Here is a 15,749-nt window from a genome sequence, read left to right as displayed (position 1 = left end):
TTATCCGGGCTCTCGGGCCTGCAAGCGTGAAACAAACAGTCCGGGGGATTGTTTGTCGCGCAGCAGGGGCGTGTCAGATTGCCGGGGCTGATCGCAAAATGGTCCGCTACCGGGCCCGGCGTGAGCCGGACACGGTGCTACCTGGGCGGTTGCGGGAGTTGGCCAACGAGCGCAGAAGGTTCGGCTATCGGTGGCTCTTCGTGCTGCTGCGGCGCGAGGGCGAGCTTTCCGGGATCAATCGGATCTGTCGGCTCTGCCGCGAGGAAGGCCTGACGGTGCGCAGGCGAAAGGCGATCGGGACGCGAGCCCCGATCCTGGTCGAGGCGCGGCCCAAGGCGCGCTGGTCGCTGGATTTCGCTTCGCGGACCTTCGGTTCGTGCCTGACCAGTTCGCGGGCGGCCATCGCTTCCCGGGCCTCAACGTGGTCGACGACGTCACTCGGGAATGCCCCGCAGCGATCCCGGACACTGCGATCCCGGGGCGCCACGTGGCGCGTGGTGCGTGAACTGACGGCCCTCCCCGAGCGCCGTGGCAAACCCGGCAGGATCGTCAGCGACAACGTCCTGGGATGGGAAGATTTGGCTGATTTGGCCATCAGATCTCAGGGCAATCGTGTGCACGACTGCCTGTATAGAGTTGCCCAGGCGGGCTCCGCCGTCAAGAAGTGGTCTCTTCCATAGCAAATACAGGGTCAGACTTCTCTGCCCTCACCGTCCTCAAAACGAGATCCTAAATCCCAAGCGGAAGGCCCGAACATTATCTGCGAGGTCGCGCTTAGGCGCCTCCACGGCACGAAGTGAGAGAGGTCCTTCCGCCTGGGCTCACCCCTTCAAAGAAAGGGCGATAGGGTTCGCCGGATTTGATCACGGCGTGAATGGTGCGCGCCATCTTGGCTGCGATGGCAGTATAGGCTTTGCGCCGCAGATCGGGGGTGCGGCGGTCGAGCGAGATGTAGCGCTCGAACTTATCACGAAAGCTGTTTGCCGGTTTGAGCACTGCGGCCTGTCCGGCAATCCACAAAGTCCGCCGCAACCGGGCATTGCCGTATTTGGATAGCTTTGTCCGGCCCCGGAAGGAGCCCGACTGGACCGTGGCTAAATCCATACCGCAAAACTTCAGGAATTGCCGATGATGGCGAAAGCGCCGCACATCCCCCGCTTCGGCCAGAACGGAGAGGGCGTTGATGGGCCCAATACCTGGTATGGAGGTCAAAAGCTTATAGTCCGGGTGGTGGGCCAGGAGTTCGACGGCTCGCGCCTCGATGGCATTGCGATGCTGGATGAGGGCGCGCCCCTGTGACAGCACCAGACGGAACATGCGAATGGCATCTGATGTTGCATCGACCGGCAGACCTACGGACATCTTTGATGTCTCATATATATCCGCCAGAAGTGCGGTCTTACCCACCCTGCGCCCAACGATCGGCGACGCCTCTGCGATAAAGTCTTCCTTACCCATGGCCGTGATCATATGGGGGGATGGAGAGGCCTCCAAAAAGGCCAGGAACCAATCGCTCCGCGAACTGCGGTGAAAGCGGTCTGCCTCAGGGAAATAGAGCGGCAGATAATGGGTGAGGATCCGGTGCCATAGTTCCGTCTTTGCTTTGGAGACCATCTCATAGGTTTTGGATATCTCCTGAATGTCGTTCGTGCCGGCCACCAACGGGTCGCAGAAGACCTGAACAGCACCGATCTCCAGCATATGCAAAATGACCTGCGCGTCTTTTGGATCGTTCTTGTCCCAGGAGTTGTGCAGGGCCTCCCCGGTCCGCGCCAAGGCTACAGACGACACCAGACTGAGCTCAAAGCCCGCCGCACCAAGTGCAAACATCAAAGCGCGGTGATAGTTGCCCGTAGCCTCGAAGCCGATCGTGACCGGTAGCCCGAAGCTCGACAAAACATCGATCAGGCGTGTGAAATCTTCGCCCGAGTTCAGCACCGTCATGCGCTTGCGCCGGGTCTTTCCGGGCATCGCAATCAGCACTTCATGACGGCTCTTGGAAAGATCGATGCCTACCAAAACGCGGGCCTCCTGCATATGCTTCGACTTGGCCATGGCCGGTCTCCTCTATGGTGTTGGTTCGCAAAACCATAGAGGAGACCTGAGTGCCGGTTATGGCCACCTGCTGCGCAATTTGGAGGCTGCACAGCTGGCCATAACCTCCATCAGCGTCGTCTTCCCAATATGCTATGGAACGGGGTTCACCTCCAATGCCATCCTGAGCTTCGCCCAGGAGCATCGGATCGAATGGCACGACATCGCGCCGGGCAAGCCCATGCAGAACCGTCGCAGGCTCTCTCGAACCGATGGCCTTCGCCTGCTCCACGTCGAAAGCCTCAACGGGCGGATGCGCGACGAGCTGCTCAACGAGACAATATTCCGCAATCTGGCACATGCGCGCGTCGGGATCGCGGTCTGGACCGAAGGCGACAACACCGAGCGCCCCCATTCGGCCCTGGACGACCGCCCCCCGCTGACGACGCCGGGCCCTGAGCACCGCAATCGCCCGCCCCGCCGCGCGAGATGAAAGCTCCCCGCGTCGGGCGATTGCTCAACCTGCGCCGATCGGCGTCAACAACAACCGGGCGCAAGTCGCGGCCGGATGAAAGTTCAGTGGCAGGTCAGGGCAAGCCCTGTGAGACGCAGGGAGGTTTACGCATCATCGGCCTCTGCCGGCTTCTAAGAACTCAACGGCCCTGCGCAGCAATGCATGCGACTCCTCAGCTGCCGCCCGTTTTTGCAAGCCGCAGGCCCGACGCTGCACATTCGAAGCCAGCTCCTCCATGAGGTCCATCTGATGGTCGACCGACATCTTTCCATAGTTCCGGTAGGTCGTGTTTTCGTCTTCGTAACCCAAATTCCGAGACCAGGCCTGAAGCTCCTCAGGGGGCCTGCAGATTTGCAGTCCCAATTCGCCCAGCGTGTGACGGACTGAGTGAGGCGTGACCCGCAGCATCTGGCCTGCGCTTTAGGGGCGGAATGCGGCATCCCCGGCTGAAGGGGTCTTCATGGTTGGCCAGGGGACGTGCTCTTTGCTGTCCCGGGCGGCGATGAGGACGTCCAGTGCCGGGAACAGGGCATCCCCGGGCTCAGCGCGTGTATCTCTTCAAGCCAGCCTGTGATGATGGGGTAAAGCGGCTCGGTTCCGGGAAACCACTTCGCCCGGAAGCTTTTGCCATTCTTCGCGCGCAGCTCGCGGCCGTTATGCCCGATGATCTTTGCCACGACATCAAGATGCCTGAGCCGCAGCGTAATCAGCGCGTTTTCCCGCAGACCGCAGGTATAGGCCAGCGCCACAATCGCGCGGTCGCTTCGTTCTGCAAATGTATGCGACGGCAGCTGCAGGACCGCCTGCAGCGCCTCAGCCAGACTGACATAGTGACGTCGCCTGCGCGGCATGACCTGCTGGTGCAGCTCTTTCGGCAGTTCAAAGTCGCCCGCCAGTTCCTCGATCTGTGCCGCGCCGATATGTTTGCCAGGCCCAAAATGAAGGCTTTCAGGGCCGGGGCCGCGTGACGCACGGTTGAGGCGCTCAAGGGGCGGTGACTGCCTGTCCCCCGCGCCCCTTCAATCATCATCTTCCGGTAGCGGGCCACGTCCTCCGCCGTCGTCTGCCGCAGGCCTTTCAGCCCGATGGCTGCCCCGAAACGCCGGATATCCGCCATATGGGCCAGCATGGTCTTGAGGTCATGCCGCTCTGCATAGAGCTGCCATTGAAACAGCAGCTGTTCGTTGTGAGGATTTTACCGAAGAGATCCGTCCTCTGAAATCCCGGTATCGGCAGTCAACGGCCCTTTCTCTTCGTCTGCAGGCCAAAGGCTGGTGCTGAGAAAATCACCGCTTTCGAGCGCGCCGCATTCCGTCTCGTTCAGCATCTTACAGACCTGGGCCTGGCACTCGTGGCATTGGCCATATCCCATCCGCTGGCCTTTCCGGCCCGGTCTGATCGCAACACTGTCCGGAACAGGGGTGATGGCTGTCCTGCAGGTGAGGCCCCTGAACTCACCATCCTGCAGGCTCTCTCCTTTGGTCGCCCGACCTGCGCGCGCTTTATGAAAGCGGATCAGCTCCGCGCCAGGGAAGAGATTGGGCCGGGTGCCCTCAATATGCCGCAGGCCCTGAGCTTTCCGGTTCGACAGCGTGTTCGGGGAGATGGCGTAGCGGCTCAGCACTCCTTCCGTCGAGCAGGCGGGATTTTTGTGCAGGCTGACCTTTCGGTAGGATCTGGTCGTGAGCGGCCTCCCTTCGCCGCCCCACGGGCCTGTGCATCCCATTCCTCAGGATCTTCGGGATACCAGCGGGTTGTGCCCGGGCCGATCCTGACGGGACCGGGAAAGCCCTCAACTGTCTGCGGCCAGTGCCAGACGGTCGCGGGGGAGACGCCGTAACGTTGTGCGACCTCATTGACCCTGAGAACCAGCCGGGGTGCGGCCGTTCTGGCGGAAAGCTGCGTGCAGGCCTGCGGTCCGGCTGCGCCTTCTGTGGCTCAGTTTCCAGGCTGGCCTCTGTCGCAGCCTGTACATCTGGTGGTGGCGACGCATCGGGCGCTGCCTCGGGTGCGTCAGCGGCGGGAGCCGCCGTCAGAGAGGGAAGACCAAAAAACATTTCCAGCTGTTCATCAGACATACCAGTCCCCTCGCTTGAGAGAGGGCTGGGCACATCCTATGGCCAGCGGTGAAAGTAAGCCGCGCTCGCTCAGCTTCTGCCGTGAATTGAGCCGACATGGTTAATCATCAGACAGACTGAGACGGGAGGTAATGGAAATTCGTGAAGCCAGGCGGAGGTGAAATTGCGCAGGCCAGTGTCGGGCCGCCGGGCAGGCGCAGCATCTGCGGGGGGGGCAGAGAGGGCGGTTACTCCGCCCCGGGGGCTTCCTGCCGGGGCAGGGTCCCGGCGGGCTGCAAAGCACCCTCAACCGGGGAACAAAGGGCCCATTGGTCGGTGCGATCAAAGGGGGACTGAAAATTCAGAGCCTGGGTTAAAACTTTGAATTGCAATCAATATTTTGGATTTTATGGTGCTGCAAGAGAGGATTGAACTCTCGACCTCTCCCTTACCAAGGGAGTGCTCTGCCACTGAGCTACTGCAGCACTAATGTCGAAGGGATGGTGCTGCAGGAGAGGATTGAACTCTCGACCTCTCCCTTACCAAGGGAGTGCTCTACCACTGAGCTACTGCAGCGTCCTTTCGGTGAGGGGTGAATAGCTGTCCCCGCCGGGTGGTGCAAGAGGGGGGCGCAAAGAATTTGTGCCCGGAGGCGATTTTTTCCCGAAACTGGCGGGGCTTGGCAAAAAAGAAGCCCCCTTCGCGGGGAAGGGGGCTCTGTGGGGAAGTCTCTCAGAAATCAGGCGGTTGCTTTGCTCAGCGCCTGATCGAGATCGGCGATGATATCCACGGCCGTCTCAATCCCGATTGAGACGCGCACCATATTCGGCGCGGCCCCGGCGGCCACCTGCTGCGCCTCGGAAAGCTGGCGGTGGGTGGTGGAGGCGGGGTGGATGATCAGGCTGCGGGTGTCGCCAAGGTTGGCGACATGGGAGAAAAGCTCAAGGCTTTCCACCAGTTTCACGCAGGCCGCATAGCCGCCCTTCACCGCGAAGGTGAAAAGCGCGCCTGCGCCTTTGGTGTAGATGGTCTTCGTGCGCTCAAAGCAGGGCGCGCTTTCAAGGCCGCCATAGGTGACTTTTTCAATGCGCGGATCGGCCTCCAGCCAGGTGGCGACTTTGCGGGCGTTCTCAACGTGCCGCTCCATCCGCAGGGACAGGGTCTCGATGCCCATCAGCGTGTAATGCGCCGCCTGGGGGTTCATCGTCATGCCAAGATCGCGCAGGCCCACGGCGATGGAGTGGAAGGTGAAGGCCATGCCACCCAGGGCCTCATAGAAATTCAGCCCGTGATAAGCGGGCTCAGGTGCCGCGAGCGAGGGGAATTTGCCCGATTTGCCCCAGTCGAATTTGCCGGAATCGATCACCGCACCGCCGGTGACGGTGCCATTGCCGGTCAGATATTTGGTGGTGGAATGCACCACCAGGGTCGCGCCGTGCTGAATGGGGTTGCACAGATAGGGCGTGGCGGAGGTGTTGTCGACGATCAGCGGCAGGCCGACTTTATCGGCCACCTTTGCTGCGGCGGCGATGTCGATCAGATAGCCGGCCGGATTGGCGATCGACTCGCAAAAGAAGGCACGGGTGTTGTCGTCTACGGCCGCTTCCATGGCGGCCGGATCGTCGAAGTCGACGAATTTCGCCGACCAGCCGAAGCGTTTGATTGTCTGGCTCAACTGGGTGATGGTGCCGCCGTAAAGACGGTTGGAGGCCACCACATTGGTGCCCGGGCCCATCAGCGGGAAAAGCGCCATGATCTGCGCTGCATGCCCCGAAGAGCAGCAGATGCCGCCCACACCACCCTCAAGCGCGGTGATCCGCTCGGCAAGCGCTGAGACGGTGGGATTGGTCAGTCGCGAATAGATATAGCCGACTTCTTCAAGATTAAAGAGTTTTGCGGCATGGTCGGCGTCGCGAAACACATAGGCGGTGGTCTGATAGATCGGCACCTGACGCGCACCGGTGGCCGGATCGGGCTTTGCGCCGGCGTGAATCTGCAGGGTTTCAAAACCGGGAGTCCGGGTCATGGGCTGTTTCCTCCGCCACTGAATGGCGAAAGGCTAACTCTCTGCGCAAAAACGGGCAATCGGGCGGTGCAACAAAGAACGGCTTTCGCCCGCAGCCTCTCGGGCAGGGTGAATGTTTTGATCCCGCCTGCGTCATTGCATCACCGTTCTGCCCGGCGGGCTGCCGGGCGGAACGCAGGTTCTGTCATGGCTCAGGCGCTTTGTCTGCGGTGCAGAATCGCGTCGGTATCAATCCCGCTGAGCGCGCCCGGCACATGGCCGTGCCCCCCCTCAATCCGGGTGGCGATCCAGCCGTCGGCGGTGGCGGCATCGCCCTCGCGCAAAAGGATGGATCCGGCCAGCAGAACCGCCAGCCGCTCGGCAAACCAGCGGGCCTCGGCCTCCGGGGGCAGGGTGGGCCAGCGCTCAAGATGCGCCTTCAGCGCGGCATCATAGCGGCGATCCGCCCCGCGCGCGGCGAGCAGCTCAGCGCGAAGGGCCTCTGCGCTTTCGGGCTCACGGGCCAGCGCCCGCAGGATGTCGAGGCAGATCACATTGCCCGAGCCTTCCCAGATCCCGTTCAAAGGGGCCTCGCGGTAAAGAAGCGGCAGCGGCGTTTCCTCGACATAGCCCATGCCGCCCAGGCACTCCATCGCCTCAACGATCAGCCAGGGGGCGCGTTTATTGGACCAGAATTTCGCCACCGCCACGCCGATCCGCGCGAAAGCACGCTCTGAAGGCGTATCAAAGGCGCGCGCCACCCGCATGGCCAGGGCCAGCGCCCCCTCCGCCTCAATCGAAAGATCGGCAAGGACCGCGCGCATCAGCGGCTGGTCGATCAGGCGGCGCTGAAAGGCCGAGCGCCCCTCAACCCACCAGAAGGCCTCGGAAAGTGCTGCCTGCATCAGCCCTGCGGGGGCCACGGCGGTATCAAGGCGGGTGTGATGCACCATCTCGATGATGGTCTTCACGCCTGCGCCTTCTGCGCCCACCAGTTGCGCCCAGGCGTTGTGATATTCGATCTCGGAACTGGCATTGGCGCGGTTGCCGAGCTTGTCTTTCAGCCGCTGGATCTGCAGGGAGTTGCGCTCGCCATCCGGGGTAAAACGCGGGACCAGGAAGCAACTGAGCCCCGCATCGCTCTGCGCCAGCGTCAGAAAGCCGTCGCACATCGGGGCTGAGCAAAACCACTTATGCCCCGTCAGCCGCCAGTCATCGCCGTCGCGGCTGGCGCGGGTGGTATTGGCCCGCACATCCGAGCCGCCCTGCTTTTCGGTCATCGCCATGCCCATGGTGGCGGCGCGCTTGGCCGCGATGGGCGCAGCCGCAGGGTCATAGGCGCGCGCAGTCAGCTTTGGCAGCCAGTCGGCGGCCAGCGCGGGCGTGGTGGCAAGTGCCGCCGGAGCCGCATAGGTCATGGTCATCGGGCAGCAGACGCCGGGCTCCACCTGGCTCAGCATATAAAGCATCGCGGCATGGGTGCTGTGACCCATTGCCGCCCCCTCCCAGGGTAGGGCGGCAAGGCCCGAGGAGAGGCCCAGATCCATCAGTTTGTGATAGGCGGGATGAAAGGCCACCTCATCGAGCCTGCGGCCGCTGCGATCAAACAGCCGCAGCTCGGGCGGGTGGCGGTTGGCCTCAGAACCGGCCTCGCGCATCTCAGCCGATCCGGCTTTGGCACCGAAATCAGCCAGATGCGCCGCATCCGCCCCCGCCGCGCCCACCCAGTGCCGCAGCGGCGCATCTGTGGCCCAGAGGTCACGGGCGGCAGCTTCGGGTTGGTTGAACACCTCGTGAGTGGTCTGGCGGCTTCTTCCTGCGTAAAACATGATCAGTCCTCCCGCAAAAGAGCATCCTTTACGGGTGTGATTCTGCAAATAGGCGAAAAAAACTACCCAGCGGCGAATCAGAGGGATTCACATTGCGAATCACCTGTGCCATAACATCAGCACAAGGGGCGAAAAGACCCCTGTGAGGCAGACCATGACAGGCACTCATTCCAGCCCACCCGTGGCCACAGCACTCTGGATGATGTGTGCTGTGGCCATTTCGGGTTACTTCGCCTTCGCGGCGATGCAGGGAGATCACGGGATCTTCCGCCGGGTTCAGATCTCCGCCGACATCGCAAAACTCGAAGTTCGCAAGGCCGAACTTGAGGCAGAGCTGGCGCGGATGCAAAACCTGACCGAACGGCTTTCCGATACCCACCTGGATCTCGACCTGCTGGATGAGCGGGCGCGGGTCGTGCTGGGCTATCTGCGCGCCGATGAGGTTGTTGTTCAGTAAACCGCCGTTCTTGCGAACCGGAAGAGGCCGCCGTTGCACCCCGGGGGCGGTCCTCTTATGTATTCGGGGTGCAACGCTTGAGAGGCTTCCATGACCCGTTCTTTCCCGCGCCCCGCCTTTGATGCCACGACCGGAGCGAAGGGGGCTGGTGGCTTCGGCAATCTGCCCGAATGGGATCTGAGCGACCTCTATACCTCAGAGGATGCGCCGGAACTGGCCCGCGATCTCGACTGGCTCGACGAAGAGGCTGCGGCCTTTGCTGGCGATTACGAAGGCAAGCTTCACAGCCTTGATGCGGCGGGCCTGCTGGCCTGCGTGCAGCGCTATGAAGAGATCGATGTGATCGCCGGCCGGCTGATGTCCTTTGCGGGGCTGCGCTATTATCAAAACACCATGGACTCTGAGCGTGCGCAGTTCATCTCAGCCGTGCAGGAGCGCATCACCGATGCCACCACGCCGCTGGTCTTCTTCTCGCTGGAATTCAACCGCCTCGAAGATGCGGCGCTGAACGCCCGTCTGGCGGAAAACGAGGGTCTCGCCCGCTATAAGCCGGTCTTTGAGCGGATGCGCGCCATGCGCCCGCACCAGCTCTCGGATGAGCTGGAGAAGTTTCTGCACGACGCCTCGGTGGTGGGCGCTTCGGCCTGGAACAAGCTTTTTGATGAGACCATGGCGGGCCTCACCTTCAAACTGCCGTTTGAAGAAGATGAGCTGAACCTTGAAGCCACGCTGAACCTGATGACCGACCCCGACCGCAGTAAACGCGAAGCGGCGGCAAAGGCGCTGGCGGCGGTCTTTGACAAAAACATCAAACTCTTTGCCCGGGTGCATAACACGCTGGCGAAAGAAAAAGAGATCGACGACCGCTGGCGCAAAATGCCGACCCCCCAGCATGCCCGGCACCTCTCAAACCACGTTGAGCCTGAGGTGGTTGAGGCGCTGCGCAATGCCGTGGTCGCGGCCTATCCGAAACTCTCGCACCGCTATTACCGCCTGAAGGCGAAATGGATGGGGCTGGAGAAGCTGCAGGTCTGGGACCGCAACGCACCGCTGCCGAGCGAGACGCCGAAAGTCGTCTCCTGGGAAGAGGCGGAGAAGACCGTCATGGAGGCCTATGGCGCTTTTGATCCGCGCATGGCCGATCTCGCTGAGCCTTTCTTCAAAAAGGGCTGGATTGATGCGGGGGTGAAAGCCGGGAAAGCGCCGGGGGCCTTTGCGCATCCGACCGTCACCACGGTCCACCCCTATGTCATGCTGAACTACCTCGGCAAACCGCGCGATGTGATGACGCTGGCCCATGAACTTGGCCACGGCGTCCACCAGGTGCTGGCGGCGGGCCAGGGCGAGATGCTGTCGTCAACCCCGCTGACGCTTGCGGAAACCGCTTCGGTCTTTGGCGAGATGCTGACCTTCCGCAAGCTGCTTGACGGTGCCAAAACCCCGGCAGAGCGCAAGACCCTGCTCGCGGGCAAGGTTGAGGATATGATCAACACGGTGGTCCGCCAGATCGCCTTTTATGATTTTGAGTGCAAACTGCACGCCGCCCGCGCCGATGGCGAACTGACGCCCGATGGCATCAACGCGCTCTGGATGTCGGTTCAGGCCGAAAGCCTTGGCGATGCCTTCGTCTTCATGGACGGCTATGAGACCTTCTGGTCCTATGTGCCGCATTTCGTGCATTCGCCCTTCTACGTCTATGCCTATGCCTTCGGCGATGGCCTGGTGAACGCGCTTTATGCCGCTTACGCCGATGGTCTGCCGGAGTTTGAAGAGAAGTATTTTGAGATGCTGAAGGCCGGTGGCTCGAAGCATCACAAGGATCTGCTGGCGCCCTTCGGCCTTGATCTTTCGGACCCGGCGTTCTGGGACAAGGGCCTGAGCATGATTGCAGGCTTCATCGACGAGCTGGAGGCGATGGAGGCGTGAATATGATCGACCTTGCCCGGGGCATTCGTGAGCACCGGACATTCGGGCGCCGCGATGTGCGGGGCTATAATACGCATCTGGCGGGGGCGGTGGAATTCGCCTGCCTCGCCGATGCCAATGGTCTGCTGATTGAGCCGCTGGGCTGGTCGATGCTGCTGGCGCGCGGTGGCGATGTTGAGGCCGAGGCCGAGGAAGAAAGCGCCGCTCCCTCGCTGAGCGATGAGCTGATTGAGGCGGGCTGGATGCGCATTGCGCATGGCGAGGAAGGCTTCGATCTGATCCTCAGCGCGCTTTCGGCGCAGTGCAGCCGCCGCCGCATCCGCCTTGAGGCCGAGCGCGAGGAAGAGCTGATCTTCTGGCTTGCCCCCGATGGGGAGGACGGATTGAAGCCGCGCCCGCCGGAGCCTGATGCCGCAAAGCTGCGCGAGGTCATGGACCGCATCCTTAAAGAGGGCGTGCCCGAGGGCTTTCACGGCGAGCGGCACTGGTTCGTGCGCCATCCCGAGCAGCCCGATCTGATCCCTGTCAAAGCGGTCTGGGGTGTGGCGGTTGAAGCCAGCCATGGTGGCGGTTTCAGCGCGGCCTTTGCCCGTGATCGTCTGCGCCGTGCTGGGTTCAGCGTGCCGGGCCCCGATCAGGGCGCGGCCGATCTGGCAGAAAACCCCGAAAGCATGGACCAGCTTCCCGCCGGGTTTGAGGGCGCGGAGCGCCAGATCACCCGCTCGATGCGTGAGCGCGATCCGGTCGCCAGGGCCTCTGCGGAGAAAGCCTGGCGTGCCGTGGCCGAGGGGCGTCTTGCCTGTCAGGGCTGCGGGATGGATTTCGGCAAAACCTATGGCGCGCGCGGCGAAGGCTTCATGCATTTCCACCATCAAAGCGGCGTTGAGCCGCCGCGCGATCTGGTGCCGGTCTGCCCGAACTGCCATGCGATGATCCACCGGGGCGAGACCACGCTGACGCTGAATGAACTTCAGGCGCTGCTCACCCGCAGGGAAGCGAAGTAAGGGCCCCGGGGGGCCCTTTTTCTTACTGCGCTGCCGCCAGCCCCAGATAGATCATCAGCGAGGCCGCCAGCGCGAGGCCCATGGGAAACTTCGGGCTGCTCCAGGAGACCCAGGTGGGGGCCAGGGCGCGCAACGCCGGGATGGAGCGCGCCAGACGATGCGCCGCAAAGGCCGCCAGCAGCGAGGCCGAAAAGATCAGCAAAAACCCCTTCAGATCGGCCAGCGCAATGAAGGGCGCCATGGCCGCGCCGAATTTCGCATCCCCCCCGCCCATGGCCCCCAGCATGGTCAGCCCGAAACCGATCACCAGCACCACCCCGAAATGCAGCCAGCGCCAGGCGTAATCGGTGACGGGCAGGGCGATCAGCCCGATCACCGCATAGACCACCAGCAGCGCCAGAACCGCCTTATTGGGGATCTTCATCGCCGCCATATCGCTCCAGGCGACGTAGAAGGCGACGGGGGCCACAAAGGGCAAAAACCACAGGGCTTCGGTCGCGGTCGTGGCGAAGGTCATTGTTTTACAGTCCCTTCCAGAGCACGCAGGGCGCGGGAGGCGGCGTCGAAATGCTGCGGATGGGTCTCAACCGCTTCCTGCAGCAAGCCGCGCCCGGTGCGCACATCGCCCGCCTTGATCGCGGTCAGCGCCATGGTGTGCAGCAGTTCCGCCCGCTCGGTCTGGGTCATCTCCACCACCGGCAGATCATATTTCCGCTGCGCGCCGCGTGCCATAACGAGGTTGTTTTTGGCGGTAAAGAGCTTTGGATCATAGCGCAGCGCATCCACAAAGAGCTTCTCTGCCCCTTTGTAATCCGCACGCGTCAATTTTGAGTAACCCCAGTTGTTCAACACCCCCGCCGGGCGGTCGGTCAGGCCTGAGGCGATCTCATAAAAGCTGTCGGCCTTTTTCCAGTTCTTATTGGCATCGGCCACCATGGCCTCCAGGCGGTAGCGCTGGAACGTCTCATGGGTGGGGGGGATCGAATTCAGCACGGCCTCGGCCCGCTTCCAGTCATTGGCGCGGATATGGGCCTCTGCGAGGTTGACCCGGTCATCGGCCAGACCTTCGGGGGCATTGGCCAGGGCCTCAAAGAGCTTCGCGGCCTCGGGCGCCTGGCCCGCGCGCAGATGCGCTTTGGCGAGGTTGCGGCGGACATCAATGCGGCCCGGATTTTCCGCCAGCGCCCGGGTGAAATAACTCACCGCTTCGCGCGGGTCGGCCACAGTCAGCATGACGTCAGAGAGATTGTTCTCATCCACCGCCGTCATATCTTTCAGGGCCTGATCCACATCATTGCCGCCCCGGCCACACCCCGAGAGCACGAACCCTGCAAAGCAGAGCGCGATCACCACTGACGACTGGCGCATTTTGCGTCCCTTTTTACTGCTCACCCGGTCCGCGCATCGGCTTATCTGGTGACGAGGAGATAACTCCCCTGTCCCTGCCGCAGCAGCGCGAACCCCTTCGCCTCTTCCGGCTCAGAATAACGCTCCGGGCCGGAGCGGGCGAGGGCCAGTCTCAGGTTTTCGCGGATGGCGTCTGTTTTGCCACTGTCGAGCGCGAAGGCCTTCTGGAAGGTGCGGGCGGCCTCTCCGGTCTCGCCCTTTTCCATCAGAACGACGCCAAGATTGTTCAGGGCGGGGACGAAGTCGGGCTCCTGCTCAAGCGCGCGGCGCAGGATATTTTCGGCCTGACCCAGACGGCCCAGCGACAGATTGGCGGATCCGATGGCGGAAAGGACATCCGCCGTCGCGCCCTGCGCCGCCGCGGCGCGGTAGTAAGCCCGCAGCGCCAGTTCGTGCTCTCCGGCTTCCTGCAGGCGGTGGCCGACGGTCAGCCCGTCAACCGCACGGCCGCGCGCATCAAGGCCCGGCGTGGTGTCAGGGCTGTTCCCCCCCGCCAGCCCGCAGCCCGAAAGGGTAAGGCCAAGGGCGAGGACGGGCAGAAATCGCAGTCGGATCAAGAGGTCACCTGAGAGAGCCAAGCGTGGTCACAATACCATAGATCGAGGGCCCGATCAGAATGATCATCAAAGGCGGGACGGTAAAGAGCATCGTGCCGAGCGTCAGCTTGGTCGGCAGAACGTTGGCCTTTTCCTCGGCGCGCATGACGCGCTTGTCGCGCATCTCAGAGGCATAGATCCGCAGCGCCTCTGCGATCGAGGTGCCGAAGGTCGCCGATTGCACCATGGTGGTGACGAAAGAGGCAATATCAGGCACGCCCGAGCGCTCACCGAGGTCACGCATGACCTGCGCGCGTTCCTTGCCGGCCTTGATCTCCTGGGCCACGATCTCAAATTCTTCGCCAAGTGCCGGATATCCGGCGCGGATTTCTTTCGCCACCCGAATGATCGACTGATCGAGCGACTGCCCGGCTTCGACGCAGACCAGCATCATATCAAGGCTGTCGGGAAAGCCGTTGATCATCTCTTCGCGGCGCATCTGCACGCGCCGCTGCACCCAGTAGACCGGCGTGTAATAGCCCAGAACCCCCGGCAACATGCCTTTCAAAAGCAGCTCCTGGGTATCCATCTCTCCCTCTGTGGTCAGCAGGACCCACAGCACGCCGATCACCAGAAGCGACAGGCCCAGCACGAATTGCGCCGCGTGATAGCTGCGCACCGAATTGCGGCCGCGGTAGCCCGCCTGCATCATCTTCAGCCGCGCGGCCGACATTTCCTCGGCTTTTGCGGGCTCGAGGAACTGGGCAAAGCGCTGCAGCTTGTCACTGTAATCTGAGGTGCGCAGCGCCTTGCTCTGGTCGGAGCGCGCGCGGGTGCTGGTCTCCCGCTTCAGCTTGTCGAGGGGATCCTCGCGCCGTTTCAGCATGGCCGGCAGCGCCAGGGCGATCAGCACGAGGCCAAGGAAGCCTGCCAGCAGAACCGGCCCGGCGGGTCCGAGCGCGCCTTGCAGCGTGGCCATCAGGGAGGAGGGCTCATCCATGGCGTCAGACCTTAATGTTAACCATGATCTTCATGTAGATCACGTTGATGATCAGAAAAACGCCGACCACCATGGCCACCGGAATGAAAATCGGCGTGTCCTTCACGCCGTCGTAATAATCAGGCTTGATGATCTGGATCATCACCATGGCAACGATGGGAAAGCCCGACAGGAACATCCCCGACCATTTGGCCTCAGCCGTGATGGCGCGCACCCGGCGAAAGAGCTTGAACCGCGAGCGGATCACCTTTGACAGCCCGTCCAGCACCTCGGCAAGGTTGCCGCCGGACTGCTGCTGGATCGAGACCGCCACCGCAAGAAAGCGCAGATCCTGCAGATCCAGCCGCTCAGCCAGCGCGCGAAGGCTTTCAGAGACATCGCGCCCATAGGTCGCCTCATCGGCGATCAGGCCAAATTCGGTGCCAAGGGGGTCGGGGATCTCTTTCGCAACGATCTGCACGGAGGAGTTGAAGGGATGGCCCACCCGCAGCGAGCGCACCATCAGCTCGACGGCATCAGGCAGTTGCTCTTCAAATAAAGCGATACGTTTCGAGGCTTTACGGCTGATCCAGACATAGACCCCGCCAAAGCCGATCAGAAAAGCCACCGCGATCCGGACCGGGGCCTCAGCCTCAGTTCCGACCGAAAGGCCGATATAGGCCACGCCGGTCATGGCGAACATGATCAGCACCAGCGCACCGGGTGAAAAGGCAATATTGGCCTTTTGCGCCTTGGCTGCGAGCATCGAATAAAGCGGGATGCCGCGCGCTTTGAGATGCTGGTTCATCTCTTTGCGCAGCTGCTCCAGCACCTGCTCGCGCGAGCCGCCCTTTTCCAACAGGGCGAGGCGGCGGTTTACCTTGCGGTCAAGGCTGATCGATTTGCCAAAGACCGTCAGATAAAGCCCCTCAACCAGCACAAAGACGGCAAGGGCCACAAGGCCGTAGATCAGCGGGGCACTGGAAAATTCCATGTTTTAC

General features: G+C 62.3%; 12 protein-coding genes, 2 tRNA genes and 2 pseudogenes. 6 read left to right on the top strand and 10 right to left on the bottom strand.

Going from position 1 to position 15,749, the window contains the following annotated elements; all coding sequences use genetic code 11:
- A pseudogene (locus EG244_RS15530) lies at positions 1-560 on the top strand (IS3 family transposase); the annotation flags it as partial.
- A gap of 214 nt (positions 561-774) precedes the next feature.
- Here EG244_RS15530 and EG244_RS15525 read toward each other — a convergent pair.
- On the bottom strand, positions 775-2,055 hold the full coding sequence (locus EG244_RS15525) for an IS110 family RNA-guided transposase (protein WP_124966076.1): 1,281 nt from the start codon (positions 2,053-2,055) through the stop codon (positions 775-777).
- Positions 2,056-2,191: 136 nt separating this feature from the next.
- On the opposite strand from EG244_RS15525, the pseudogene EG244_RS15520 reads away from it, so the two are divergent.
- A pseudogene (locus tag EG244_RS15520) lies at positions 2,192-2,606 on the top strand (integrase core domain-containing protein); the annotation flags it as partial.
- A gap of 490 nt (positions 2,607-3,096) precedes the next feature.
- A complete protein-coding gene (locus EG244_RS15515) occupies positions 3,097-3,516 on the top strand; it encodes a hypothetical protein (RefSeq protein WP_124966074.1) in 420 nt (139 codons plus the stop codon).
- 1,499 nt (positions 3,517-5,015) lie between these two features.
- On the opposite strand, the gene EG244_RS15505 is transcribed toward EG244_RS15515, so the two are convergent.
- The 4 genes from EG244_RS15505 to EG244_RS15490 all read right to left on the bottom strand — a co-directional run bounded on the left by EG244_RS15505 (position 5,016) and on the right by EG244_RS15490 (position 8,439).
- Positions 5,016-5,090 (bottom strand) — tRNA-Thr (locus EG244_RS15505).
- A 16-nt stretch (positions 5,091-5,106) separates the two neighbouring features.
- Positions 5,107-5,181, bottom strand: a tRNA-Thr gene (locus EG244_RS15500).
- A 163-nt stretch (positions 5,182-5,344) separates the two neighbouring features.
- On the bottom strand, positions 5,345-6,631 hold the full coding sequence (locus tag EG244_RS15495; RefSeq protein ID WP_124966072.1) for an O-acetylhomoserine aminocarboxypropyltransferase/cysteine synthase family protein: 1,287 nt from the start codon (positions 6,629-6,631) through the stop codon (positions 5,345-5,347).
- Between the two features lie 191 nt (positions 6,632-6,822).
- Positions 6,823-8,439 (bottom strand): acyl-CoA dehydrogenase family protein, encoded by a 1,617-nt coding sequence (locus EG244_RS15490; RefSeq protein WP_124966070.1) that lies wholly within the window; start codon positions 8,437-8,439, stop codon positions 6,823-6,825.
- 154 nt (positions 8,440-8,593) lie between these two features.
- Between EG244_RS15490 and EG244_RS15485 the strand changes: the two genes are divergently transcribed.
- The 3 genes from EG244_RS15485 to EG244_RS15475 all read left to right on the top strand — a co-directional run bounded on the left by EG244_RS15485 (position 8,594) and on the right by EG244_RS15475 (position 11,826).
- Positions 8,594-8,896, top strand: coding sequence for an FtsB family cell division protein (locus EG244_RS15485; RefSeq protein WP_124966068.1), 303 nt, complete (start codon positions 8,594-8,596; stop codon positions 8,894-8,896).
- A gap of 90 nt (positions 8,897-8,986) precedes the next feature.
- Positions 8,987-10,822 (top strand): M3 family oligoendopeptidase, encoded by a 1,836-nt coding sequence (locus EG244_RS15480; protein WP_124966066.1) that lies wholly within the window; start codon positions 8,987-8,989, stop codon positions 10,820-10,822.
- 2 nt (positions 10,823-10,824) lie between these two features.
- Positions 10,825-11,826 carry an HNH endonuclease gene (locus EG244_RS15475; protein WP_124966064.1) on the top strand — a complete coding sequence of 334 codons (1,002 nt, stop codon included), beginning with the start codon at positions 10,825-10,827 and terminating at the stop codon, positions 11,824-11,826.
- 22 nt (positions 11,827-11,848) lie between these two features.
- Here EG244_RS15475 and EG244_RS15470 read toward each other — a convergent pair whose 3' ends face one another.
- From EG244_RS15470 to EG244_RS15450, 5 genes are read right to left on the bottom strand one after another with little or no spacing between them, the layout of a single operon-like run.
- Positions 11,849-12,343 carry a prepilin peptidase gene (locus tag EG244_RS15470; RefSeq protein WP_124966062.1) on the bottom strand — a complete coding sequence of 165 codons (495 nt, stop codon included), beginning with the start codon at positions 12,341-12,343 and terminating at the stop codon, positions 11,849-11,851.
- Positions 12,340-13,194 (bottom strand): tetratricopeptide repeat protein, encoded by an 855-nt coding sequence (locus tag EG244_RS15465; protein WP_124966060.1) that lies wholly within the window; start codon positions 13,192-13,194, stop codon positions 12,340-12,342. Before EG244_RS15465 ends, EG244_RS15470 begins: the two co-directional genes overlap by 4 nt.
- A gap of 41 nt (positions 13,195-13,235) precedes the next feature.
- Complete coding sequence (locus EG244_RS15460) at positions 13,236-13,787, bottom strand: tetratricopeptide repeat protein (protein WP_124966080.1); 552 nt, start codon at positions 13,785-13,787, stop codon at positions 13,236-13,238.
- 7 nt (positions 13,788-13,794) lie between these two features.
- Positions 13,795-14,769 (bottom strand): type II secretion system F family protein, encoded by a 975-nt coding sequence (locus tag EG244_RS15455; RefSeq protein ID WP_124966058.1) that lies wholly within the window; start codon positions 14,767-14,769, stop codon positions 13,795-13,797.
- A 4-nt stretch (positions 14,770-14,773) separates the two neighbouring features.
- On the bottom strand, positions 14,774-15,742 hold the full coding sequence (locus EG244_RS15450) for a type II secretion system F family protein (protein ID WP_124966056.1): 969 nt from the start codon (positions 15,740-15,742) through the stop codon (positions 14,774-14,776).
- Between the last annotated feature and the right edge of the window lie 7 nt (positions 15,743-15,749).

This window comes from Falsigemmobacter faecalis, assembly GCF_003863335.1.
GTDB lineage: Bacteria > Pseudomonadota > Alphaproteobacteria > Rhodobacterales > Rhodobacteraceae > Wagnerdoeblera > Wagnerdoeblera faecalis.
The sequence above is the reverse complement of the archived record's forward strand: the minus strand, read 5'-3'. Positions and strand labels throughout refer to the sequence as shown.

What these genes read in the sequence shown, in the direction of transcription:
- EG244_RS15525 (WP_124966076.1), bottom strand. Translation starts at nt 2,055, where the DNA reads ATGGCCAAGTCGAAGCATATGCAGGAGGCCCGCGTTTTGGTAGGCATC.
- EG244_RS15495 (WP_124966072.1), bottom strand. Translation starts at nt 6,631, where the DNA reads ATGACCCGGACTCCCGGTTTTGAAACCCTGCAGATTCACGCCGGCGCA.
- EG244_RS15490 (WP_124966070.1), bottom strand. Translation starts at nt 8,439, where the DNA reads ATGTTTTACGCAGGAAGAAGCCGCCAGACCACTCACGAGGTGTTCAAC.
- EG244_RS15485 (WP_124966068.1), top strand. Translation starts at nt 8,594, where the DNA reads ATGACAGGCACTCATTCCAGCCCACCCGTGGCCACAGCACTCTGGATG.
- EG244_RS15480 (WP_124966066.1), top strand. Translation starts at nt 8,987, where the DNA reads ATGACCCGTTCTTTCCCGCGCCCCGCCTTTGATGCCACGACCGGAGCG.
- EG244_RS15475 (WP_124966064.1), top strand. Translation starts at nt 10,825, where the DNA reads ATGATCGACCTTGCCCGGGGCATTCGTGAGCACCGGACATTCGGGCGC.
- EG244_RS15470 (WP_124966062.1), bottom strand. Translation starts at nt 12,343, where the DNA reads ATGACCTTCGCCACGACCGCGACCGAAGCCCTGTGGTTTTTGCCCTTT.
- EG244_RS15465 (WP_124966060.1), bottom strand. Translation starts at nt 13,194, where the DNA reads ATGCGCCAGTCGTCAGTGGTGATCGCGCTCTGCTTTGCAGGGTTCGTG.
- EG244_RS15455 (WP_124966058.1), bottom strand. Translation starts at nt 14,769, where the DNA reads ATGGATGAGCCCTCCTCCCTGATGGCCACGCTGCAAGGCGCGCTCGGA.
- EG244_RS15450 (WP_124966056.1), bottom strand. Translation starts at nt 15,742, where the DNA reads ATGGAATTTTCCAGTGCCCCGCTGATCTACGGCCTTGTGGCCCTTGCC.